The organism is Treponema succinifaciens DSM 2489, from assembly GCF_000195275.1.
GTDB classification, from domain to species: Bacteria; Spirochaetota; Spirochaetia; order Treponematales; family Treponemataceae; genus Treponema_D; species Treponema_D succinifaciens.
Genome location: NC_015385.1, coordinates 508,439 through 533,620, shown reverse-complemented (window position 1 = coordinate 533,620; position 25,182 = coordinate 508,439). Strand labels below are relative to the sequence as shown.

The window sequence follows — 25,182 nt, the reverse complement described above, 5'->3', positions numbered from 1 at the left end:
CCAATAAAAAAGTTTGATTTTAGTTGTCGTGCAGCTGAACTACAGTTTTTATCTTGTTCAACAAAGACTTGTTTTCAGACATTTCTTCAATAGAAACAGGAATCCTATAAGTCCAGTTAAAACTGTTTACGCTGCCCGGAACATTGATGCGCTCGTCATTTTCATTTTCAAGGTAAAAACAATGCTCAAGGAACAAATAATCCTGAAGCGGATTTATAAGAAGCAAGCTTGCGCACTTTGCAACAGTTTTCAAAATAAATTCCGCAATGTCAGGAGTAAAGGCAGAATTCGAATCAGGACAGTTTTCAGTTTTGCACGCAGACAAAAATGCTCTTACGCTGTCTTTTTCAGAATTCCACCATTGGCGCAAAGTTGAACTGTCATGCACGGAAGTTGTAGCAACGCTCAAAGCTGGATACTGGTCAAACGGAATATAAGGCTGTCCGTTTTTTTCCCATTCGCGGCACCAGCGCACAACTTTAAGCGAAAGAATTTCAAGTTTTTGAAGAACTTCCGGCATAACTTTTAAATTAACGCCCAGATCTTCCGCGCAAGGAATCATGTCAGAAGCATGGACAATAGCGCCCAAAGTAGAAAGAGCCTGCTGCTTCCAAAGCCCGTTTTCTTTTTCTTCTGTCCGGGCAAAAAGATTTTTCAGTTTTTCCTGCTCGTCCCAGCTTAAAGTTTTCCAGGCTGAAGATTTTTCAAACGTAAAGACTTTTATGAATCTGTCTTTTTTTATCTGAATCAATGAACGGTCGCGCCATTTTTCAGCAAGAGCATTTTTCACTGCGGAATCTTTGCGCTCGTCATCGCAAAATTTCTTGGAATAAATTTCCTTGTCACCAGAAATTTCTTTTTTAAAGTTCCAAAGCTCCTCGTTGTTCACACGGTCGCAAACCTGCTCAAGGAACGCAACAGCCTCGTCATGGTTCCAAGTTATATTTTCAATAAGCCCGGTCGGAATGTGCGGTTCAGAAATCCACTTTATTCTGTCATCAGAAAATCCCAAATCGTTCAAGTCCTTTCTTGAAAAATCCGAATACGGAACTGTGTGTCCAAGATAAGCGGTTGTTTCAGTTTCTTTCGCAGCCCAAATTCTAAAAAAGCCTAGAACGTGGTCAATGCGGAATGCGTCATAATATTGAGATGAAACTTTTATTCTGTCTTTCCACCAGGCAAATCCGTCTGCTTCAAGCCGCTCCCAGTCATAAGTCGGAAATCCCCAGTTTTGCCCAAGCGGATTTTCTCCATCTGGCGGAGAACCAGCGCGCAAGTCCTGCCTAAAGAATTCAGGATAAGTCCAGCAGTCAACGCTGTCCTCGTTCATCAAAATTGGAATGTCGCCTTTTAAAATTATTCCTTTTGAGCGAAGATATTCCGCGCTTTCTTTAAACTGCTCGCTTGCACGCATCTGGCACCAGACAAAGAAATTGTGGCTGGATTTTTTTGCCTTGTTATTCCATTTGAGCATGATTTTTTCGCGGCTTACGTTGCGCACTTGCTCGTCCCAGCTTTTCCAGGAAGCCTGCATATTTTCGTCTTTTATGTTCTTGAAAACCGCATAAGGAATAATCCAGTTGTTTGCGCGGATAAACTTTTCCATTTGCGCCGGAAGTTTCTGCATAGATTCGTTTTCTGATTTTGCAGAAGTTTTTTCTATATAATTGTACAAAAGATGCAAAAGCTGATTTTTTTCATTCACAACAGCGTCATAGTCAAACCGCCGCTTATATGTAAAATTCTTTTCAAAATTTTTGTATGCCGAAGCAAACTGCTTGCACCCCTTTAAAGCCGCTTCAAATTCCGGCAGCGCATTGATTCTTATAAAAAGCGGATGAAGCGCAAACGCAGAAAGCCCAGAATAAGGCGAAGACTGAGTCCCCGTATCGTTCACAGGAAGAAGCTGAACAACAGAAAATCCCGCCTTTTCGCAGAAGTCAGCAAGATTTTTCAATGCAAGAAAATCTCCGCAGGCTGCGCTGTCTTTTGTGTACAATGCAGAAAGCGGAACTACAACACCGGTTCTTTTTTTCATAATTTAAACCTATTTCAATAATTCTAATAAAAATAAATCGCCCTTACAGACGAAAACATTTGAAACAATTTGAGATAGCATTAAGTATATCATACAATAAAAAATTTACAATTTATTTTGCACAAGAAAAGAATTTTATTATATTCCGCTAAAGACAAAAATCACAAAAAAAAGTAGAATCGGCGCATGAAAAATTCAATAAAATCAAAATTGCTTAATATCATCTTGCGCTCGTTTATGACTGGAATCGCAATCGGAATCGGCGCAACAGCATTTCTTTCGTGCGAAAGCAAAATCGCAGGTGCGTTTTTATTCGGAACAGGGCTTTTTATAATCCTGAACTTCGGCTTCTATCTTTACACGGGAAAAGTCGGCTACATTGTTGAAAAAAAGCCTTCATACATCGCAGAAGTCGCATTAATCTGGCTTGGAAACTTTGCAGGAACATTTGTTTTTGCCTTCCTCATTCTTTGCACAAGAGCAAGCTCAATAGCACAAAAGGCAGCCGCAATGTGCGCGGTAAAATCAGCAGACACGCCTCTAAGCCTTCTTGTTCTGTCATTTTTCTGCGGAATTCTCATGTTCATTGCCGCGGACGGATTCAAGACAATCGAAAATCCAGTTGGAAAAGTTCTGGCGATTTTTCTTCCTGTAATGGCGTTCATTTTAAGCGGATTTGAGCACAGCATTGCCGATATGTTTTATTTTTCACTTTCCCGCACTTGGACAGCTCACAGTTTTCTTTGCCTGATTATAATGACATTAGGAAACGCATTCGGAGGAATGCTAGTTCCGCTCGTAAAGAAAGGATTTTTACAGAACACAAACTAACTTGAATTCAACTCTGCAAAAGATTTATAATACTTTCGTTCTATAAAAACAGGAGTTCAATATATGAAAAAATATGCTAGCGGAAAAGTCCGCGAGGTTTACGATTTGGAAGATGGAAGAATGGTCATTGTCACAACGGACCGAATCAGCGCGTTTGACGTTATTCTTCCAACTATGATTACAGACAAAGGCAAGGTTTTGAACGCTCTTGCGAATTTCTGGTTTGACTACACAAAAGACATTGTGAAAAACCACATGATTTCTTCAGATTTAAAGGATATGCCGGCTGAATTCCAGAAGCCTGAATTTGAAGGAAGAACAATCCTTGTAAAAAAACTTAAGATGATTCCGTACGAAGTGATTGTCCGCGGATATATGTTCGGTTCAATGTACGAAGCGTACAAAAAAGGCGAGCCGTTCCTTGGCCACAAGTTTGAAAAAGAATACCAGCAGGCGGAAAAACTTGACGAGCCGATTGTAACTCCTTCCACAAAAGCGGCGGAAGGACACGACATAAACGTAACTCTTGACTACATGAAAAAAGACCTTGGCGAGGAGCTTGGAACAAAGATTGAAAAGGCAGCCCTTGCGATTTACAAAAAATGCTACGAGCACGCATACAAGAACGGAATCATAATCGCAGACACAAAATTTGAATTCGGATTGGACGAAAACGGAGAGCTTGTGCTTGGCGACGAAGTTCTGACTCCGGACTCAAGCCGCTTCTGGGATTTGAGCAAATACAAGGTTGGCGGAAGTCCTGCTTCCTACGACAAGCAGTTTGTGCGCGACTGGCTGAAAGAAAACAACCTTGCCGGCGACCCGAACATCAAGGAAATCCCTGCCGATGTTGTTGCAAAGACAAGCGCAATCTACAAGGAATGTGAAAAAAAGATTTGCCATAAATAATTTGCAAGAAGAATAAATGTTAAAGGAATATCCAACAAGTTCAAAATACGTCTGGTCAAGGTACGCTTACGCTCAAGACCTTGACTCAGCCGTTTTTAGGGTTTTGATAACCCCTAAATGTCATTGCCGTACTTGATACGGCAATCTTAAAATAACACAAAAGATACTCTTGAGATATTCCTTTTCATGCTGCAAAGCTAATTTTATCCCTGCCAAACAATCATTAATTAAGTTCACTAGTAATCTATATCTAACGGATAAACAATTTTAAATACAGGAACAACATTATACCTGCCCGAAACTGTAGTGTAATCATAAACACCTATATATTGATAAAAAACATCATTTCTATGAAATGGATTTGCATCAATGCTTCTATCAATAATCACCATTCCAAGATGGCTTCCTTGACTAGGAAGATATGGAACATCATCAAACAAAGCATCATGGGCTGAAAAATCATATAATACAATATTCTCATCAATCCATTGAAGAACTTTACCGAGCCACATAGCATAACCATAATGATTATAACGCTTATATTTATAATAAACATCTTGTGAATATGAATACGGATCATCATCCAAAAAACTGCTCCTAGTTATAGCAGGATCTTTTCCATTTAACTTTGGATAAACCTTATCAGAAGAAGGCTCAAGAAAATACTTGCTTCCATATTTTTGATAAAACTCGTCACGTTTTTTTTGTTTTTCTTGTTCTTTTCTCCTCATTTCTTCGTATTCAGCAGCCTTCTTTTCATATTCTTCAAGTGTATACGTCGTCGTTAATCCATTATCTTCTGTAATTGTTGTAGTTGTTTCTGCTTCTTTTTCTATTTTTGTTTCCTCTTCACTAGGAATAACTTGACTTGTAGTAACCGCTGGAACTATTAATGGAGACAATAAAAGAGGCAAAAGCAAACTACCAACCACTAATGTTAAAAATTCCATAACATTTTCCTTCCTAAAAATTAATCCACGAGCAAGTTATTTTCTTTTAGAGCTAAAATAACATCCAGCTGCCCTTGATGAGAACGGTTAAAATTTTCAGACCAAAATTTTGACTTTGACCTTATTTTCCAGTTATTAGTTTCTAATATATTTATAGCTTCTATTGAGATTTTTCCATTTTCAGACAAGATAATATCATTTTGCTTTTTTATGCCTTTTATATATCCAGAAGCGCACAAATCAACAAAGGCATTTTTTGGGCAGCTTTTTATTTGCGTTTTGGGACTATGCGTATAAACTTGAATCGCCCTCTTCCATGCTTTTTCTGGATCTGTTTTTTCATCAGCAATTAGCTTTACAGCAGTTATGCAAGTTTTTCCAAAAACAGTCTCTTTGCTCATATTTTATTAACTCCTTGACCTTTTACAAAAAAGTTAATAAATAGTACCCCCCCCCCGCATTTTGTCAAGACCTGTTTTCAATATTTAGAATATTTATAAAAAAAATTGTTGATTTAGCCTTAATTTCGAGTTTTGATAAGAACAGTAATTTAAGTGTCATTCCCGTGCTACGACACTGCGATGTTTACGCAGTAAACTCGGTCAGGAATCTGTTGGAAATTTTCAATAGATTATCGGGTCAAGCCCGATAATGACATTAAATTATAAAACTCGACATTTGGGCTATTTAAAATGAGAATTGAAAGTATAAATAAAATAAAGAAAAATTCTGAAGTAATACTTCCTAAAGCCCTAAGTGAATATTCCTAAGACCCTGAGTGAGTATTCCTAAGGGTCTTAGGAAGTATTACTCAGCCTCTTAGGAAGTATCTCTACGGCTCTTAGGAAGTATTACTTAGCCTCTTAGGAAGTATCCCTTCAGTTTTTAACAGTTTCTATTCCTAAAATATTGACTTTACAAGTGACTTGAACTTGTCGCCACGGTCAAATTCGTTTGAGAACATTCCGAATGAGGTTGCGCCCGGAGAAAAGACAACCGGCAGCCAAGTATCAGAAAAAACCTCACCATAGTTTCGGCTTGCGTTTTCAGACATAAGACAGGTTTTAAGAACGTCAAGAAGAATCTGCAGGGAATCAAACGGTCCTTCATATTTTACGCCGCGCTCATCAAGCATAGAAACAAGTTTGTCTGTTCCACTGCCGGAAAGCAAGTAGATTTCGTAAGGCGGAAACTTTGTGTTGTTTTCCGGATCAAGACATCTTGCAAGCGGAAGAAAGTCCAGTTCTTTGTCTGTTCCGCCGGCAATAAGAACAACGCGCTGATCAAATGACTGGATTGCCGCAGCGCACGCTTCTGGAACTGTTGAGCAGCTGTCATTATAAAAGACAACCTTGCGTCCGTCAGAAGGACTTTTCCAGTCGTAGAATTTTTCAAGGCGGTGAGGAATTCCTTTCCACTGCCCCATCACGGTGCAAATCTGAGCCGGAGCAACTCCCATAAGGTACATGGCAAGACTGGCATTCAAAACATTAGCTCTCATGTGCTCGCCCGGAACTTGCAGACTTTCCATTACAACTTCTTCAAGAACTGTTTTTTCCTTTAGACTTGGTTTTACAAATTCGGAAGGAACACGCGCAACTCCTTTGTAGGAAGAACCGCTTTTTTCTAAATAAGCTCCGAAAATTCCCTTTGGCAAAAGGACCTTGCTGTATCTAAGAACTTTGGCTTTTGTCTCGCTTGCAAATAAATCGCCCCAGCAGCGACAGCCTCTTTTTGGAGAAGCAGTTTCTTTAAGGTAGTTATCTTCGTCAAAGTCAAGGATTGTAAAATCATTCTTATCTTGATCGGCAAAAATCAGCTTTTTGTCTTCCACGTAGCTGTCCATGTCGCCGTACCAGTTCTGGTGGTCTGGAACAATCTTTGTGATTATAGAAATCTTTGGCTTTAAAAGTTTTCTTCCGCGCAAATCCGCAAGCTGCCAGCTAGAAAGCTCAAGAACAACAGGAGTAGTTCCATCTGTTTTTTCAAGAAACGAAAGCGGACTTACGGTGATGTTTCCGCCTAAAAAGCATTTAAAGCCAGCCTGATTCAGTCCGTAGGAAAGCGCGCTAACTGTGCTGGATTTTCCCTTGCTTCCTGTAACTGCAATTATAGGAGCTTTTGTAAAGCGCAGAAAAATGCTGATGTCTGTTTCAATTGCTTTTGCAGCCGCAAGAAACTGATTGCCTTCAATTTTTACGCCGGGATTTTTTATAACGCAGTCCGCATTGGAAAAATCTTCAATCTTGTGTCCGCCCAAAACAAAGTGAAGCCTGGACTTGTCAAGAAATCTGTCTTTTGCAAGAGACTCAAGAGTTGGCGCAAGCTGTTCAGCAGTCTTCATGTCGGTAACGGTAACAAAAGCTCCGTGCCTTAAAAAAAAGCGGACGCAAGCCTCACCACCGCCGTTAAGACCAAGTCCCATTATTGTAATTTTCTTGCCATTTATTTCATCAAGCGAATTAAAATAGCATCCATGCGGATAAATATGCGGCATTTTTTCCTCCCGGTTTAACTTTTCTATCTTGAAGTGCAAAGGCTTTGTTTCGCCTTGAAATTTTCAATTCCCTCTTTTAGAAGATAATCAATAAGCTCAGAATATTCCAATCCGTCTGCATCGCACATTTTGGGGAACATACTGATTTTTGTAAATCCCGGAATTGTGTTTATCTCGTTCAGGTAAATTTCGCCAGTCTTGCGGTCCACAAAAAAATCCACGCGGCTCAAACCCGATGCGTTTATTACTGAATACGCTTTTTTTGCAGTTTCCCTTATGAGCTCAAGCTTGTCATCTGAAAGAAGAGCGGGAATTTTTAGCTCAGCTCCGTCCGGGTCGTTGTATTTTGCATCGTAGTCATAAAAATCATGCTTTGGAACAATTTCTCCCGGTCCGTAAGCCTTTAAAAGCGTGCAGTCAGATTCCGAAGTTGCCGTTACAGAATTTCCAGTTACAGAGCATTCAACTTCCCGAGCGTCAATCGCTTTTTCAATAAGAACTTTGTTGTCCCAGCTGAATGCTTCCATGAGCGCAAAAGAAAGCTCTCTTTTATTCCGGGCAAGACTTGCTCCGTCGCTTGAACCTGCAGCGCATGGCTTTACAAAAAGCGGAAACTCAAGTTTTTCAATCGCTTCTTCAATAAGCTTGTCATAAAGAGAACTTGAATTTATCTGGCTTCTTGAAATGCACATATATGGAACAACTGGAATTCCTGCGTTCTTTAAAAGAATTTTTGTAGTTTCCTTGTCCATTGCCGCGCTTGAAGCCAAAACTCCGCAGCCAACGAATGGAACGCCAGCCATTTCAAATACCCCCTGAACAGTTCCGTCTTCTCCGTAAGTTCCATGCAGAACCGGGAACACAACATCGCATGGAATGTAGTTTCCGCAGGCAAAAAACACATTGTCTTTTCCACGCCCAAACGAAACTTTTACTTCACGGCTTTCATTTTCATGAACACAAAGAGCGGCTTCGGGATTGTTTCTTATTTCCTTAAAAACTGAATCGTCTTCAAGATACCATTTTCCGCCTTTGGAAATCGAAATGAGAGAAACGTTGTGCTTTGCGCTGATGTTTCTGATTACAGATGCGCATGACAAAAGTGAAATTTCATGCTCGCCTGATTTTCCACCGTATATTAAAACCACATTCATTTTGCAAACCCCATTTCTTTTAAAGCATTCTTTGCTTCTGAAATTTCATCGTACTTTATAGCATTGTCGGCGTAAATTATAGAATTTTCATGGCTTTTTCCAAGCAGAAGCACAATGTCGTTTTCCTTTGCCATGCTGAACGCTTTTCTGATTGCCTGCGGACGGTCTGGAACAAGGAACAAATCCACGTTGTCTTTTTTGCCTTCTTTTCTTGCACCCAAAGCAATCTGCTCAATAATCGTCATTCTGTCTTCCTTGCGCGGATCTTCATCTGTAAGAATCACAATGTCGCAGAAGCGGGCGGCAATTTCACCTTGAAGAGGACGTTTTGTTGTGTCGCGTTCACCGCCAGAGCCGAACACGCAAATCATCTTGCCCATAGCGCGGTTTTTTAAAGGCGGAAAAATCGTTTCAAAACTCGAAGGCGTATGGGCATAGTCCACAATCACTTCAAAAGGCTGACCTTCGTCAATTACAGTCATGCGGCCTTTTACACTCGTAAGTTTCTGCGCACACAAAGCAAGTTTTTCTATTGAAATGCCGGTCGTTCCGTGCACAGCCAAAATCGCAGCCGTTATATTGTATGCATTGAACGCTCCAGGAACAGAAGCCTTTACATGGACAACAGAATTTTCGTTGTTAAGGGAATCGTGTGTTTCAAAGCGGTGAATGCTGAATGCAAGCCCGAATCTTGCCGAAGCTATATTTCTGCAAGAAAAGTACGGCATATCTTTTGGAATTTCTGGAAGCGGAGGAGATGAAAGTCCCAAAGCAGCCTGCTTGCCTGCTTTTCCTTCCGTAGTGAACCCTATGGTTTTGTGCTTGGTGCAGGAAGCAAAATAAGACGCCGCAGGATCTTCCAAATTCACAACTCCGAACGCAGGAATTTTTGTCGCAACTCCGGCAATTGTTTTTTCGTGATTATGCAAATCCAAAGCGCGGAACAAGTTCGCCTTGTCGCTTTTGTACTGCTCGTAAGTTCCGTGGAATTCCAAATGCTCAAGCGTAACATTCATAAAAACAGCGCAGTCAAAAAGAACATTGCCAAGCCTGTTAAGTTTTTTGCTCAATCCGTGGCTGGAAGATTCCACAACAGCGTGAGTACATCCGTTGCAAACCATCTCATAAAGCTCGCGCTGAACAACAGGAGCTTCCGGCGTTGTCTGGTGCTGCGGATTGTCTATAGCGTCTCCTCCAAGAGAATACTGCACTGTGGAAATAAAACCCGCCTTGATTCCGTTCAGGCGCAAGAGCTGCCATATAAACGAAACAGTGGAAGACTTGCCTTCCGTTCCTGTAACTCCGTAGACAACAAGCTTTGAAGAAGGATTATCATAAAAGCACGAGCTTACAGGCGACATTGCAAATCGTGATGAAGGAACTTTTACAAACACAACCTTTTTTGAAGAGGAAGCCAAAGCCTCCTTGATTTGCGAATGCTCTTCCTGCGTAATTTCATCCTGAAAAACAACTGCGCCAGCCCCGCAAGAAACAGCCTGCGCTATAAACTTGTTGCCTGTTGTATGAGTTCCGGGCAAGGCAAAAAACAAATAGTTTTCTTTTACATCCCGGCTGTCAAAAGCAAGACCTTCTACACAAGCATCTGTATTCTTTGGGGAAGAAATTCCGTCTTCCGCCACAATCTTATAATCAGTTTCTTCCGAGCCAAGCGACTTCAAAAGCACGCACAAATTCTTTTCCATAATGCGCCATTCTACCACTTTAAAAAGAAATGCACAATGAAAAGTAATTGCCACACGGATTGGAAAAGCCTAACGGCTTTTTACAGCGCAGGAGATTATCCAGTCAAGCTGGACAATGACAAAAGGTTATTCTGGCAATGACAGAAAAAACTATGTCATTCTAATGGCTCACACCACACCATTAGAATGATACAAATACTATCATTATGCTTGCGAACTAATCTGCCTTTACTGCAAAAAAGTTGATTTTCCGCGCGTAGAGCCGCTCGTTTGTGTATGGGTCTAAGACGGCAAATCTTTCGAGCACCGCAGCCGCAGCAGGTATTTCTGGAATGGAAAATGGCCGCCAGAAGCGTTCGTAATAACGGTATTCAAGCTGGGTTGCCACCCCGCAGTTTTGTAATTGAAAGTCATTTGTAGAATGCCTAAGTTCAAGCTTGTCAGTATCTGACGGGCCGCTCTGATACCAGCCGATATTCGGCGCGTCAAGGCTGTTGTTCGCTATGACCAATGCCTGCTCAATTGTCAATGTTTCTTCCGGCAGGAATTTTGTTCTGCTTGAGCCTTCAACAAGTCCAAGAGCGTCCATAAACGCCGCTGCCTCTTTTGCCCAGTCTGCAATGCTTGCGTTGTCAGAATACCGGGCCAGTTTTGACTCATAAGGCGTGTAGCGGACATTTTTATTCTTTTTTGCGTACATTAAAGCCTGATAAAAGAAAGTTGCAAGCTGCTGACGGTCAACTGCGCCATCGGGGTTGAATTTGCCTTCCGAAGCTCCGCCATAGATTCCAGCCCCTGCCGCCTTTAGCGCATATTTGCTTTTTGTGTCGGAATATGTCTTTGACTTTGCAGACGAAACTGATTTTCCCGAAAGTTTTTCTGCAAGAGTTACCGCAATTGCGCTGGCCTGCATACGTGTAAGAGGCTTTGTAAAATCGTCGCCTAGAACAGACTCGTCCACCAAGCCGTTTCGTGCAGCCCAATAAACTCCGTCCTGAGCATTTTCGCTTATCTTTGCTTTTACGTCCTTGCTTTTTGGAACTGCAAAAGACCACGGATTTAAATTGACTTTTGTTGAAACATCCAGTGCCTGTTCGTAGTTCGTGCCGCCCTTCTTCCAGCTGTCTTTTTTTTGCTCCATGTACATATTGTACGCAGCTCTAACTTCCGGGGTATCCTTGTGTCCAGCACCATAACGAAAATACTCATATGTAAAATCAGAAATGTCAGAGTCGCGCTTGTTAATGCCGCACCATCTGCATGAAAGATAGTAGACTTTTTCTCCCTGCTTATTTTTTCCGGCAAAGTTCTTGTCGGAAATGTCAAACCTTGCAAAATCGTGGACAGGAGACTTAGGCACACCATCCGAGAATGTATGCTTCGGATTATACTCGCACTTTCCGCACCATTTGCACGAATAATACCACTCGTTTGGCTGCTGGCAGGTCATGTGCTGCTTCATGCGACTTGCGGTGTAAGCTTTTCCAGTGTAGACGTGACCAGGACACCATTCTTTTGCGGCAGAATCCCCTTTTTTGAACGCCTCGTACACATCGCCGGAATAGACTTTTACAAAATAAACTGGCGACAAAGGCTTTGAACTGTAGCTTAAAAGACCTTTCGGCAGTTCACTTTCCGGCACGTAGATAGTGCAGGAACCGTTCATCATGCCGCTATCAAACATTAATCTATCTTTATATTTTATAAAGTCGTCCTTAGTTCCTGCTTGATATTCATCTTCAATAAACTCAGACTGCAACTCATCTATAAAAGCCCAGGCGTCAACTTGCGGACTGAGCCAAACTTCCCTGACATTTCTAAGGCAGTCATATCTTCTCTTATATAGTTGATGCAGATAGCTGGCAGTTGCTGAAGGATAATCAACAAGCAATCTTGTGATATAAAGGGAATCTTCTTGCCACAGTTTTGATTCATAGTATCTGTCGCCCAAGTCATCGTATTCCTCAATAGGAGTCAAAATCATTTCACGCGCGTTCGTCTTCCACCATAAGGAATCCGCCTGCTTTTCGGTGTAGATTTGCTTTTCTATAATCTCTTTATATGCGTTATTTATATATGTACTAATATCTTTTGCTGGCGACCAGCTCACAAAAAAGCCCATAATCAAAGTTGAAAGCGCGGCAATTTTAAAAGTCTTTTTCATAGAATTTTCCTTATATAAAAATTAAGCGGCTATTTTTTAATAGATTTTTGAAGTTCTTTAACTTGAGAAAGCTCAAGCCCCATTATCTTTGCAACTTTTTTCGGAGGAATGCCGTTTAATAGATAACTTTTTGCCGTATTCAATCTTATTTCTTCCATAGAAGCTATCCTAGATTGCGGCTTCTGCTCTTCCTCGTGAACTTTTCTCTCCGCTTCTTTTTGATTTGCCACCTGCTTCTTATGCGCCTCTGTAACAGTGCTTGTGTCTGTGCGCACTACGCGGAATCCAAAGCAGGCGGTTGCGTATTTATATGGTAATTTATAGTCTTTGTCTAAAACATAAAACTGTTCAGGAACTGTCCAGCTAGGATCCATGCCCTGCAAAGTCATAATACCGTCCTTTCCATTGCCAACCTTCCAGTATCGTCCATTTTTAACGCCCCAGTATCCGCCGTGAAGATTGCTGGCATAATCACAACCTTCGTTTCCCCAGCACCATTCCTCCACGTTGCCGCTCATGTCGTAAAGCCCAAAAGCGTTAGGCTTCTTCTTTTTTACTTCGTGAGTCTTATTGCGGCTGTTGCGGATGTACCAGGCGTAATCACCAAGTTTTGACTCATCGTCCGTTCCGCTGTAAACATCTTTGCCTAAAGAATTTCCTGCGCTTGCGGCATATTCCCATTCCAGATTCGTTGGCAGACGGTAACCGTTCGCATTCCAATCGCACTCAACATTAAACCACGTCGACGTCGACTGGTTAAAAATATAACCTTTTCTGATTGTCATTGTGGGTTTTATGCCCCATTTACCCGTGTCTGCTGTGGGCTCTATGCCCCATTTGCTTGTGTCTGTGATGTCGTTGGCTTTGTAGCAAGGCGTAAGTCCTTCCTTTATAGAACGCTTGTTGCAGTATTCAATCGCATCAAACCAGCTTACCCGCTCTACAGGGCGGTTTTCCTGAATCTCGCCTTTGTCTGGATTAGTTTTGAATTTGCTCGGGTTTGTCCCCATTATGTCTTTGTATTCTTTTTGCGTCACCTCGTGGTCGCACATATAAAAAGCCCTTTCAAGGGTAACAGCTGAAATTCTCACAAAGTCAGAACTTATATTCTGCGCATACACATTGCCTGCAAGCGCAAGCACCATAACCGCAAACACGGCAAAAAGTTTTAATTGTTTTATTGCTGCTTTCATAATGCGCCATTTTACCACCTAAAAATAAAATGCACAATGAAAGATTGCCACACGGATTGGAAAAGCCTAACGGCTTTTTTACGGGGTTGTCCTTAAAGTTATTAACAGACTTCAAAAAGTGCGGTCTTTTTTATGTTTAAATGAATTTTGTAGATTTTTGTTCCGTCAACGAAATATTTTTCAAGGCTGACATAACCTTTCCTGTTCAGAAGCCTCACTGTCGATACAAATATTTCCTCGATTGAGTCTTTCAGCTTTTCACAGCGGAACCAGTTCGTCCAGACTTGGTGGCAGGAGCCACTGCCCGCCCTGGTTATATGGTTTGTATGTGATTTTATCGCTTACGCCTCTGCTCATATTTAAATTTTAGCAGATTTGAATTCTCTTGTAAATTTAAAATAATTAGGGCTGCCCATTTCTTTTTGGACAGCCCCTTTTACATATCAGCAAAAGCTTTTAGTCTTTATTGACATGAAATACAATTGTCTCCCATTCTTTAGTAGACATAGTTATTTCATACTCATTATCTTTAATTGTTTTGATTTTGGCGTCGGATGGAATTGATGATAATTTATAGTCCTCCTGCATTTCTGTAAGCTCTGCAGCAGAAAGAGTTGATTTTACAATCACTTTATTGTCAGCAAAGGAGATTTCTGCATCATCAGGAAGACTCATTTCCTTTTTAGTCATTGCCTTTTTATCATCATCGTCCATTTCTTTAAACTTTGCAAGCTCGTCTGTGGTCATTTGTTTTGTAAGATCAACATTCTGCGTTTTTGAACCAGACTTAAAAGTCCAACTTTCATTGCTTGCAGTTGCTTTGATATCATATTTTTCGACCATTCCATCAGAAGTTTGCGTTATTGCTAATGTATAGCTTCCGTCAGAAAGAGTTATTGATTGGTCGTCATCATCGTCTGAATCACTGCCGCTAGAGCATGATGCGAATACGAACGCAAATGCAAGAAGCATAAGCGCTGTGCAAATTTTTTTCAAAGCTTTCATAAAAAGCCTCCTTGTAAAAAATAAAATATGTGGCATTTTACATCGGGGGGGGGGGGATGTCAAGTGGTTATGTAAAAAATGTAGCCTTTGTCCGCCCTGCAAGCGTATACAACATCATGAAAGAGTACGATTTGGTCCATAAATGGGCTAAGAATGAAGGAGAAGCAAAGAAAAAAGGCTTTGACCAGCCCGAGGCTCCGCATGAGCAGTGGCATACAGATATTTCATACATCAAGGTTCCTGGTGTGTTTTATTATTTTATCAGCATAATGGACGGCTACAGCCGAAAAATTCCGGACTGGGCATTATGCGAAAACATGGAGGGAATAAACATTGAGCTTCTGGTTGCAAGAGTAAAGGAAAAGTATCCGGAAGCAAAAGCACGAATCATCCACGACAACGGAAAGCAGTTCATTTCAAAAGACTTCAAATCTTTGGTTTCTCTGCTGGAACTTTACGAAACGGCAGCGAGAATCTGTCATCCGCAGAGCAACGGCAAATTGGAAAGATTTCATTCAACGCTGAAAACTGAACATGTCCGTAAGACTCCATACTTCAGTTATGAAGATGCAAAAGAAAAGATGGCACAGTGGATTGATTTTTACAACAACGGGCGTCTTCACAGCGCACTTCTTTATCTGACTCCAGCGGATTATTTTGAAGGCAGAAAAGAATCAAGGCTTGCAGAACGAAGAGAAAAACTTCATACTGCAGATATCAACAGAAAAGCTTATTGGCTGCAACAGCAGCAGGCTTAAACCACCTTATAAGCTTTCCTAAAAAAGTCCAAGTTCACTTTGGGCAGAACATTCTTAAGGAAGAAAAGATATGGCAAATAAAGGAAAACTGCGGGTTACACTTACTGTAAAACTTTTTGTGATGTTTATTATAGTAACAGTTTTTTCAAGTATTTCAGTTGGAATGGTATCATATAAGAATGCAGCAAAGGGATTAACAGAAAGTGTTTATGCCCGAATTGAAGATGCTTCTACAGATGTTGTAGACAAAGTTGTAGCAATCAATGAGAAACACTTTCAGACTCTACATGCACTTGCTGAATTAACTATAATAAAAGATGAGAATGCTTCACTTGAAGAAAAGCAAAATCAGCTTAAAAGTATTTCTGCTACACTTGCAGATAATTTTGAGAATCTTGCTTTTTATGATGCAAAAGGTGATGCTATAGTAAGTGATGGACGCATAATGAATTTTGGTACCAGAGCTTATTTTACAGAAGCTTTTGCGGGTAAAGATTACACTTCAGATCCAACTCATAGTCCGGTAACAGATTCAATTCTTCAGCATTATAGTGTTCCGGTTTATAATGAAAACCATAGGCCGATTGGTGTAATTGTAATGGTTATCAGCGGAAACTCTGTAGAGGAAACCATTAAAGATATAGACATTGGTGGTGGAATGCATCCTTTAGTAATTAACTGGGCTACTGCTTCTACAATTGCAAATGTAAATGAAGATACAGAAAAAAGTCAGGAAGAAGGTGGTGCTACCCTTGATGATACACAGGGGCTCGGACTTATTCTTAATAATATTTTTGCTGGAAAAGAAGGTATAGATGAATTTGTTGATCCTAATACTCACGCTCATCTTCTTGCTTCTTACAAAAGAATCCCTGGAACAACCTGGACAGTATTTGCAGTTGCTCCTTTTGATATTTATTTCAATTCTCTAAGGAGTCTTCGTACTACAGTATTTTTTATCATCATTTTTACAATCGTTGTTGCAGGTGGAATTGTTTTCTTCTTAATAGGGCTTCTTATTAAACCTCTTAAAACTGTTAGGAATTCTATTGAAACAATTGCCAGCGGAAATGCAGATCTTACACATCGTATTCCAGAAGCTACAAACGATGAAATTGGTGATGTTGTAAATGGCTTTAATGCCTTTGTTGAAAAGCTGCAGGGAATTGTAAAGAATCTTCAGAATTCAAAGACAAGTCTTATAACTGTAGATACAGATTTGCAGTCAAGTACACAGGATACTTCTGCTTCTATTACAGAAATTATTGCAAATATTGAGAGTGTAAATAATCAGATTATTTCTCAGGCAGATTCAGTACAGGAAACAGCTGGTGCTGTAAATCAGATTAGTTCTAATATTGAATCTCTTGAGCATATGATTAAGTCTCAGGCTGCTTGTGTAACAGAAGCTTCTTCCGCAGTAGAAGAGATGATTGGAAACATAAATTCTGTAAATATTTCTGTAGGAAAGATGATTTCTTCATTCTCTACTTTACAAAAACATTCAAGTGAAGGTTTTACTACTCAGAGCAATGCAAATGAAAAGATTATTCGTATTGAAGAGCAGTCAAAGATGCTTCAGGATGCCAATACTGCAATTGCAAATATTGCTGAACAGACAAACCTGCTTGCTATGAATGCGGCAATCGAAGCAGCTCATGCGGGCGAAGCAGGAAAGGGATTTGCCGTTGTAGCAGATGAAATTCGAAAGCTTTCTGAAACTTCTACAGACCAGTCTAAGACAATTGGTTCTGAGCTTCAGAAGATACAGGAAACAATTCAGGATGTTGTTAATGTTTCTAATGAAACTAATACAGCGTTTGCCGCAATTGAGCGTAGTATTGCAGAAACCAGTCAGATTGTTGAGCAGATCAAGGGAGCAATGGAAGAACAGCAGATTGGTTCTAAACAGATTATTGATGCCCTTAAGTCTATGAATAATTCTACATCTGAAGTTCATTCAGCTTCTTCTGAAATGACAGAAAGTAACAAGCACATTCTTTCAGAGATTCAGAAGCTGCAGGATGCAACCGAAACCATGAAGGGTAGTATTGAAGAAATGCATACAGGTGCAGAAAAAATTAATGAAACCGGAGCTGCTCTTTCTACTATTTCTGGAAAAGTTGCAGAAAATATCAAACAAATTGGATCTGAGATAGATTTATTTAAGGTTTAATTTACTTTTAGAGGGGGCTGTCCTAGAAGTTATTAACAGACTTCAAAAAGGGCGGTCTTTTTTATGTTTAAATGAATTTTGTAGATTTTCGTTTATTGCTTTTTTCTTAGGTGTTCATTAATCGAATCAGTTGCCTGAAATCATATCCCAGCATCAATAATCCCCATTCAGTTCCAACTTTTTCTTTTCCCCGAAGATGAAATCGCCTGAAGCCTAAATTGCCTTTTGTCTGTCCAAAGACAGTTTCACATTCAGTGGAACGCTTTTTCATGAGAGTTTTATATTCTTCACTGGAAAGAAGATTGTAAATTTAAAATAATCAGGGCTGCCCATTTCTTTTTGGACAGCCCCATTCCCTTTCTTGACAAGGAAATCTGCCTAGCAAAAAGAGGCTTTTTCTATTAGAATAAGGACATCTAAAAAACTGCAAGGAGCTTGGCTTGGCTGACTATCATAAATTTCCTGATGCCCCGGAAGGAACTCCGGTTAGCAATTTTGTTCATCTTCACGTCCATTCAGACTATTCAATTCTGGACGGCGCAAGCAAGATTGACACGCTTGTTGCAAGGGCAAAAGAGCTTAACATGCCGGCGCTGGCTCTTACTGACCACGGCAATATGTTCGGCTCGCTCAACTTTGAAAAGCTCTGCCACGTAAACGGAATAAATCCGATTGTAGGCGAAGAATTTTATGTTGCCTGGGGAAGCCACACAGAGCACAACGATGTTCCGTTCGGGCGAAATGGAAAAAACAGCCACTACTTTCACCTTATTCTTTTGTGCGAAAATCAGACTGGCTACAAAAACATGTCATGGCTTTCTTCAATCGCATATACAGAAGGACTTTACTACGGAAAACCAAGAATAGACTTTGAGCTTCTAAAAAAGTACCACGAAGGACTTATCTGCCTTAGCGCGTGTATTCAGGGCGAGCTTCCGCAATTGCTTTTAAATGGAAGGGAAGAAGACGCATACCGGGTTGCAAAGGAATACAAGGAGCTTTTCGGACCGGACCGCTACTACATAGAAATCCAAGACCACGGACTTGACGAGCAAAAAGAAGTCGCAGTCAACCTCATAAAGCTTTCCAAAGACCTGGATATTCCGCTTGTTCTTACAAACGATGTTCATTACTGCAACAAGGACGATGCAGAAGCCCAGGACGCTTTAAGGTGCATTGGATTCAAGAAACTTTTGGACGAGCCTCATCAGACAATGGGTGGCGGAAGAAAAGAATGGTACTTAAAGACAGAGCAGGAAATGTCAATTCTTTTTCCGAACTACCCTGAGGCAATGGCGAACACTATAAAAATCGCCAATATGTGCAACCTTACAATTCATCAGTACACAACGCCGGAACTAAAAGGCTGCCTTCCGCGGTTTTCCCTTCCAATCGAATTTCAAAAGCACGAAGACTACACGGAAAATCAGGACGACTACGTGCGCTGCCTTGTAGAAAAAGGTCTCAGAGTGCGCTACCCGGAAATCACGCAGGCAATAAGGCGGCGATGCGAATATGAGCTTGGAATTATCTTTAAGATGGGATTTTCTGGCTACTTCCTGATTGTCTGGGAATTCATAAACTGGGCAAAAGAACACGGCATTCCGATTGGTCCGGGACGCGGTTCAGGAGCAGGTTCCCTTGTCGCATACTGCATGACTATAACAGACATTGACCCGTTCAGGTTCAAGCTGATTTTCGAGCGTTTCTTAAATCCAGAGCGCGTTTCCATGCCGGATTTTGATATAGACATGGACTTCGATTTTAGGCAGAACATCATTCAGCACACAAGAGAAACTTACGGAGAGCCTCAAGTCGGTCACATTGTAACGTTTGGAACGTTAAAGCCCAAGAACTGTCTTGCCGATGTCGGACGAATCCTGAACATTCCGCTTTCAATTGTTACAAAAGTAAAAGCCTGCATTCCAGACAATCCAAAGGCAAAACTGAAAAACGCGCTTGAGCCGCCTACAGACAAATTTCCAGACGGCGGACAGCTTATTCCAATCAGCGAAAATCCAGAAACGACAATCGGGCTGGATAAAAAAACTTTTGACCGCTGGATTGCTCTTTGCAAAAAACTTGAAGGCTTAATCAGAAACACTGGTCTTCACGCTTCTGGAATGGTAATCGGACTTACTGCCCTTCCAGACTGGGCGCCGGTTTTCAAAGATCCAAAGACAGGCGAAGTTGCGGTTCAGTATACAATGGACATAATTGAGCCGTGCGGACTTGTAAAGTTCGACTACCTTGGGCTTAAAACACTTTCTCTAATCCGCTATGCCGAAAACATAATCAACAAGCACAAAAAACCAGACGAGCCGGAATTCAAGACAGAAAACGTAAGCGAAACTGATTCCGAGACATTCGACTTGTTCTGCCGCGGAGACTCTGTTGCAATTTTCCAGTTTGAATCTCCGGGAATGCAGAAAATATTGCGCCAGTGCCAGCCAAGATGCGTGGAAGAGCTTGTCGCCTTGAACGCGCTTTACCGTCCTGGTCCGCTTGATTATATTCCGCAGTACATTGAAGGCAAATGGAAGCCAGAAACCGTTCACTATCCAGATCCGTGTCTTGAAGGAATCCTAAAGGAAACCTACGGCGTTATGGTTTATCAGGAACAGGTTATGCAGGTTGCGCAGAAGATTGCAGGCTTTTCTCTCGGCGGCGCGGATATGCTTAGACGTGCCATGGGAAAAAAGAAGCTTGAAGTCCTCATGGGCAAAAAAGTTGAATTTGAAGAAGGCGCAATAAAGCAAGGCTACACAAAAGAACACGCTGATGAAATTTTTGATATAATGGTGCCGTTTGCTGGGTACGGATTTAACAAGTCCCATGCGGCGGCTTACACAGTTCTTGCATACAGAACTGGCTGGCTTAAAACCCATAAGAAAGCTGAATTCATGGCGGCAAACCTGACCAACGAAATCACTTCCACAGACACTCTTCCTGAATACATTGAAGAAGCGCGGAAAATGGGAATTCCAGTTGATCCGCCGGACGTAAACCGTTCCGACTCAATTTTTGATGTTATCGACGGACATATTGTGTTCGGTCTTAAGGGAATAAAAGGAATGGGCGAAGGCGCCGCAAGAGCTATTGTTGAAGAGCGCGAGAAAAACGGACCTTATAAATCGTTTGTGGATTTTATTGAACGGCTGAGCAGCAAAGACGTAAACAAAAAAGCTATAGAAGTCCTTATAAAAACCGGCGCATTCGATAACTTGGGACAAAACCGTGCAACTCTCACCATGAACTTTGAGCGCGTAATTGAATACGAAGATAAAAAGAACGCTTCCAAGGAATACGGGCAGGCAAGCCTTTTTGAAGATGCCGGAATAAAAGAATTCGAAGACTTCAAATTTGAAGAATGCGAAGACCTTCCAAAAATGGAGCGCCTTAACATGGAAAAAGAACTCATAGGCTGCTTTGTTTCCGGGCATCCTTTGGACGACTACAAAACAGCAATAGAAACCTGCGCAACCTGCAACAGCGAAAATATCGAACGCTGGGCAAAAATAGACAAGGCAGAAAAAGCATCGCTGGAATCAAGCGGAAGATCATCTTGGCAATCAAGAAATTCCGGCAAAACGTACATTGCAATCGGAATGCTTCAAGATTTAAAAATCATAATGACAAAAAAAGGCAAGCAGATGGCGTTTGCAAAACTCGCCGACTACAAGGGATTTATTGACGTAACGTTCTTTCCTCCTGTTTGGGAAAAATATTCAAGCCAGATTGAAGCCGAAAAAGTTTACGCATTCAAAGGCAAAGTTGACGGCAAAAGGGAAGTTCCAAGTTTTCTTGTAGAATCAATTGAAGATATTGCAACTTTGCAGCAAAAGGCAATTTCAAGCATCCATATTCAGCTTGAGCAAGGTTTTTCTTCTGTAAAAGAAATCGCGCCGCTTAGAGATATTTTGTTTGGCGGAACAGGAACTTTGTTAGTATATTTTCATATAGAAATAGATGGAAAAACTTATGTTGTAAAGGCAAACACTCAGCTGACCGTTCCAAACACAAAGGAATACATAGACAGCCTAAAAGATATTTCCGGAGTTAATGAAGTCTGGACTGAATAATGGCACAGGAGGTTTTACGCCATGTTTATCTTAAGAATATTTTCAGCATTTTTATCGCTATATTCTCTTTTATGTCTTTTGCGAATAATAATCACTTGGATTCCAAATTATTCATACAGCAAACCGGCGGATATTCTAGCTCAAATATGCGATCCATACATGAATCTTTTCCGCGGAATAAAATGGCTTAGATTCGGAAGCTTTGACTTTAGTCCCGCGCTTGCGTTATGCATTTTGGGCGCAGGCTCGCAGCTTTTTTCTAGCCTTGCAAACGGAGGCTACATAAATCTCCAGATGATTCTGGCAATGATTCTTGGAATTTTCTTTTCAATTCTGTCATCGCTCATTTTCTTTTTAATAATCCTTTTTGCAATACGGCTCATTTTGATAATGATAAACAGAGATTCGTACAACACAAGCGGATTCATGGCAAATCAGATTGACAGTTCAATTTCATCGATTGTCTACAGAATCGCAAGAACATTCGCAATTGGCAGACGCATAACTTACAAAGCCGCTTTGATAATTTCAATAATCGCGCTTTTATTTTTGCAGTTTGCCTTAAGAATTCTTTTAGCTTTTATTTTGTCAATAATTTTGTAAATGATTCTTTCTGAACTTGGAGCCGCTGTAGAAACACTTTCCGGTGTGGGTCCGGCAGCGGCAAAAAAATTCGCCAGCCTGAATATTTTCACAGTGGCCGATTTGCTTTCTGTTTTTCCGCGCGACTACGAAGACAGAACAAAACGGATTCCGCTAAGAGATTACGTAAATTTTCCAAAAGTCCACACAATCTGCAAAGTAACGGCTCACCAGTGGTTTGGCTACGGCAAAATGAAAACCTTAAAAATCGCAATAACCGACGGAAGCGCAAACGCTTGGCTTGTCGCATTCAACCGGGACTTTCTTGAAAAATCTCTGCCAGAAGGAAGCATCATCGCCGTAACTGGAAAATTTGAAACAAAATACAACGAGCTTCAGTCTTCATCTTTTGAAGCGTCAAGAATTTCATTCGACGGAAATTTAGCGGACTTTGAAAATATTCCAGTTCCAGACAGTGCGGTAATTCCAATCTATCCGCTTACAGAAGGACTCACTCAAAAAGTCTACAGAAAAACTGTTGCGCAAGCATTAAAGCAATACGCAAAAAACATAAGCAACGAAATTCCAGACAAAATCATAAAAGAACGGAATCTTTTAAATAAAAGCGAAGCGATTCTTTTTGTTCACCAGCCGCAAACTTTGAATCAGGCGCAGGAAGCTAGAAAAACTTTAATTTACGAAGAGCTTTACCTTTTTGAATACAAAATGCTGGAACGCGCTCTTATGCACCGCGGAACTTTGCCTTTGCAGGATTTTGTTCCAGAAGCATATCCGTACTTTTCCACGCCAGATTCAGAAACAGGTCTTGAGCAGATAAGAAATGAATTCCAGAAAAGCCTTTCGCCTCGTCAGAAACAGATTTTCAGCAGCTTGAATTTTGAACTTACATTGGATCAGATGAATTCAATTTTAGAAATGAACCGCGATATTGACAAAAGCCAGACGGAATGCAACACAATGCTGAACGCTCCGCAAAAACTTTCAAAGCCTCCGTTTTCCATGCAGCGGCTTTTGCAAGGAGATGTCGGCTCCGGAAAAACGCTTGTATCCTTTTTTGTCTGCGCACGTACAATTGACTACGGCGGACAATGCGCAATTCTCGCTCCCACAGAACTTCTTGCCCGCCAGCACGCAGAAAACGCCGCAAAACTTTTAGAGCCAGCCGGAATCAAAACTGCATTTCTCACAGGAAATTTAAAAGCCTCTGGCAGGCAGTCTCTTTTAAATGCTCTTAGAGACGGAAATATTGACATTGTAATTGGAACCCATGCGCTTTTCAGCAGAAACACGCAGTACAAAAATCTTCAGCTTGCGGTAATAGACGAGCAACATAGATTCGGAGTAACGCAAAGAGAATCGATTATTTCAAAAGGAAGAATCTCATTCAAGCACATGGCGCATTCTCCGGATCTTTTAATGATGAGCGCGACACCAATTCCGCAAACATTGGCACTGACTGCATTCGGTGATCTTGACATAAGCGTAATAAAAACCATGCCAAAAGGAAGGCTTCCTGTAAAAACTTATCTTACAGTTTTCGGAAATGAACGCAACGTCTACGAAGCCATAAGAAAAGAGTTGAATGCAGGTCATCAGGCATATTTTGTTTACCCAAGAATCGCAGAAAATCCGCAGGCAGAACAAACTGAAAAAACTTCGCTAAAATCTGCGGAAGAAATGTTCGATTTTCTTTCAAAAGAAGTTTATCCGAATTTCAAATGTGCGCTTATCCACGGAAAAACTGACGATGAACAGCAGGCTGAAATACTAAAAAAATTTTCAAGCGGAAATATTCAAGTTCTTGTTGCAACAACAGTTGTAGAAGTCGGAGTCGATGTTCCAAACGCAACCTGTATTGCAATTGAACACGCAGAACGGTTTGGTCTTGCGGAACTTCATCAGCTTCGCGGAAGAGTCGGGCGAGGAAAATTCCAGTCATACTGCTTCTTAACTTACAGCAAAAATATCACCGAAACTGGAATCTCGCGATTAAAGGCACTGCACCAAAGTAACGATGGATTTTTCATTGCGGAAGAAGATTTAAAGCTGCGTGGTCCTGGAGAAGTCTTTGGAACAGCCCAGTCAGGATATTTCGCATTGAACATAGCCGACTTAAGCCGTGATAAAGAAATTCTCAAGACCGCACGTTACAACGCTTTATGCCAGCTTAAGCAACGTAATCCTTAAGAGAAATATCGCAGATTTTGTTTGCACGGATTTTTGCAATCGCATGTTTTTCAATCTGGCGAACACGTTCTCTTGAAAGATTCATTTTCTCGCCGACTTCTTTCAATGTTCTTTCGCCTTGACCATTAAGACCATAGCGCATATTAAGAACTTCAACTGATTTTTTATCCAAGCCGACAAAAGCCTTGTCAATTTCAGTTTTCAAAGAAGCATCGATAGCTGCATCTTCCGGCGTAAAAGTTCCGGCAGAAACTGTGTCAACAAGCGCAGTATCAGAATCGCCGCTGATAGGAGAATCCAAGCTTATCATTTCCTGCGAAATATTAAGCATTTCTCTTATATGGTGCTTTGTCATTCCAAGTTTGAGCGCAACTTCTTCAAGTTCTTCTTCCTCTGATTTTTTTCCATGCGGATTTACGCTGTGACACGCTCTTTTTATTTCAGTAAGCTCAGCATCTTTATTTACAGGCAGACGGATCGGGCGACCAAAATCAACAATCGCTTTCATTATGCTCTGGCGAATCCACCAGACAGCATAAGATATAAAATGGTAGCCTTTGCTTACATCAAAATGGTCGAGAGCCTTCATAAGTCCAAGATAGCCTTCACTTATCAAATCTTCGTATTCAAGACCTTTGTTCAAATACTGTGAAGCAATTTTTATAACAAAGCGCATATTGGAAGTCAAAAGTTTATCTCTTGCGGCTTTGTCTCCAGCAGCAGCTCTTGTTGCAAGCTGAATTTCTTCGTCATTTGTAAGAAGAGGAATTTTCTTTATTTCATTCAGATGAATCCTCACAACGTCCAAATCTTTTGCTGAAACACTAGTCATTTTCTTGCCTCCATTATGCTTTTATTTACTTAATAAATAGCATAAAACGTGCCAAGCTGTATGAGAATTATATAAAAACAAGAAAAATTTTAAAAATAAG

18 protein-coding genes are annotated in these 25,182 nt (G+C 40.9%); 7 read left to right on the top strand and 11 right to left on the bottom strand.

All coding sequences use genetic code 11. The features are described from left to right. Positions 1-19 precede the first annotated feature (19 nt). A complete protein-coding gene (locus TRESU_RS02485; protein WP_013700741.1) occupies positions 20-2,038 on the bottom strand; it encodes a 4-alpha-glucanotransferase in 2,019 nt (672 codons plus the stop codon). 186 nt (positions 2,039-2,224) lie between these two features. On the opposite strand from TRESU_RS02485, the gene TRESU_RS02480 reads away from it, so the two are divergent. Continuing rightward, positions 2,225-2,869 carry a formate/nitrite transporter family protein gene (locus TRESU_RS02480; protein WP_013700740.1) on the top strand — a complete coding sequence of 215 codons (645 nt, stop codon included), beginning with the start codon at positions 2,225-2,227 and terminating at the stop codon, positions 2,867-2,869. Positions 2,870-2,911: 42 nt separating this feature from the next. Further along, positions 2,912-3,778 carry a phosphoribosylaminoimidazolesuccinocarboxamide synthase gene (locus TRESU_RS02475; RefSeq protein ID WP_273354404.1) on the top strand — a complete coding sequence of 289 codons (867 nt, stop codon included), beginning with the start codon at positions 2,912-2,914 and terminating at the stop codon, positions 3,776-3,778. Positions 3,779-4,014: 236 nt separating this feature from the next. Here TRESU_RS02475 and TRESU_RS02470 read toward each other — a convergent pair whose 3' ends face one another. The 8 genes from TRESU_RS02470 to TRESU_RS02435 form a co-directional block, all read right to left on the bottom strand. After that, positions 4,015-4,728, bottom strand: a complete 714-nt coding sequence (locus TRESU_RS02470; protein ID WP_013700738.1) for a hypothetical protein — start codon at positions 4,726-4,728, stop codon at positions 4,015-4,017. A 20-nt stretch (positions 4,729-4,748) separates the two neighbouring features. Then, positions 4,749-5,129, bottom strand: coding sequence for a DUF6979 family protein (locus tag TRESU_RS02465; protein WP_013700737.1), 381 nt, complete (start codon positions 5,127-5,129; stop codon positions 4,749-4,751). A 500-nt stretch (positions 5,130-5,629) separates the two neighbouring features. Beyond that, the gene (gene murD, locus TRESU_RS02460; RefSeq protein WP_013700736.1) at positions 5,630-7,225 is read right to left on the bottom strand and encodes a UDP-N-acetylmuramoyl-L-alanine--D-glutamate ligase; all 1,596 of its coding nucleotides are present in this window, start codon (positions 7,223-7,225) and stop codon (positions 5,630-5,632) included. A 23-nt stretch (positions 7,226-7,248) separates the two neighbouring features. Further along, complete coding sequence (locus TRESU_RS02455; RefSeq protein ID WP_013700735.1) at positions 7,249-8,379, bottom strand: D-alanine--D-alanine ligase family protein; 1,131 nt, start codon at positions 8,377-8,379, stop codon at positions 7,249-7,251. Continuing rightward, a complete protein-coding gene (locus tag TRESU_RS02450; RefSeq protein WP_013700734.1) occupies positions 8,376-10,082 on the bottom strand; it encodes a Mur ligase family protein in 1,707 nt (568 codons plus the stop codon). The genes TRESU_RS02455 and TRESU_RS02450 overlap by 4 nt, the downstream gene beginning before the upstream one ends. Before the next feature lie 217 nt (positions 10,083-10,299). Continuing rightward, positions 10,300-12,246 (bottom strand): S-layer homology domain-containing protein, encoded by a 1,947-nt coding sequence (locus tag TRESU_RS02445; protein ID WP_013700733.1) that lies wholly within the window; start codon positions 12,244-12,246, stop codon positions 10,300-10,302. Positions 12,247-12,275: 29 nt separating this feature from the next. Then, positions 12,276-13,439 (bottom strand): formylglycine-generating enzyme family protein, encoded by a 1,164-nt coding sequence (locus TRESU_RS14025; protein ID WP_013700732.1) that lies wholly within the window; start codon positions 13,437-13,439, stop codon positions 12,276-12,278. A 456-nt stretch (positions 13,440-13,895) separates the two neighbouring features. Further along, positions 13,896-14,444 (bottom strand): hypothetical protein, encoded by a 549-nt coding sequence (locus TRESU_RS02435; RefSeq protein WP_013700731.1) that lies wholly within the window; start codon positions 14,442-14,444, stop codon positions 13,896-13,898. Between the two features lie 29 nt (positions 14,445-14,473). Between TRESU_RS02435 and TRESU_RS02430 the strand changes: the two genes are divergently transcribed. Both TRESU_RS02430 and TRESU_RS02425 read left to right on the top strand, forming a co-directional pair. Continuing rightward, on the top strand, positions 14,474-15,202 hold the full coding sequence (locus TRESU_RS02430; protein ID WP_148228239.1) for an integrase core domain-containing protein: 729 nt from the start codon (positions 14,474-14,476) through the stop codon (positions 15,200-15,202). Positions 15,203-15,272: 70 nt separating this feature from the next. Next, complete coding sequence (locus TRESU_RS02425) at positions 15,273-17,378, top strand: methyl-accepting chemotaxis protein (RefSeq protein WP_013700729.1); 2,106 nt, start codon at positions 15,273-15,275, stop codon at positions 17,376-17,378. 106 nt (positions 17,379-17,484) lie between these two features. On the opposite strand, the gene TRESU_RS14595 is transcribed toward TRESU_RS02425, so the two are convergent. Beyond that, positions 17,485-17,688 (bottom strand): transposase, encoded by a 204-nt coding sequence (locus TRESU_RS14595; protein WP_281054711.1) that lies wholly within the window; start codon positions 17,686-17,688, stop codon positions 17,485-17,487. Positions 17,689-17,818: 130 nt separating this feature from the next. On the opposite strand from TRESU_RS14595, the gene dnaE reads away from it, so the two are divergent. The 3 genes from dnaE to recG are packed head-to-tail and all read left to right on the top strand — an operon-like array spanning position 17,819 to position 24,250. Beyond that, the gene (gene dnaE, locus TRESU_RS02420; RefSeq protein WP_013700728.1) at positions 17,819-21,460 is read left to right on the top strand and encodes a DNA polymerase III subunit alpha; all 3,642 of its coding nucleotides are present in this window, start codon (positions 17,819-17,821) and stop codon (positions 21,458-21,460) included. 21 nt (positions 21,461-21,481) lie between these two features. After that, on the top strand, positions 21,482-22,063 hold the full coding sequence (locus TRESU_RS02415) for a YggT family protein (protein ID WP_013700727.1): 582 nt from the start codon (positions 21,482-21,484) through the stop codon (positions 22,061-22,063). Next, positions 22,064-24,250 carry an ATP-dependent DNA helicase RecG gene (gene recG, locus TRESU_RS02410; RefSeq protein WP_013700726.1) on the top strand — a complete coding sequence of 729 codons (2,187 nt, stop codon included), beginning with the start codon at positions 22,064-22,066 and terminating at the stop codon, positions 24,248-24,250. It abuts the gene before it with no gap. Here the strand turns inward: recG and TRESU_RS02405 are convergent. Beyond that, positions 24,231-25,082, bottom strand: a complete 852-nt coding sequence (locus TRESU_RS02405) for a sigma-70 family RNA polymerase sigma factor (RefSeq protein ID WP_013700725.1) — start codon at positions 25,080-25,082, stop codon at positions 24,231-24,233. The genes recG and TRESU_RS02405 overlap by 20 nt on opposite strands. Between the last annotated feature and the right edge of the window lie 100 nt (positions 25,083-25,182).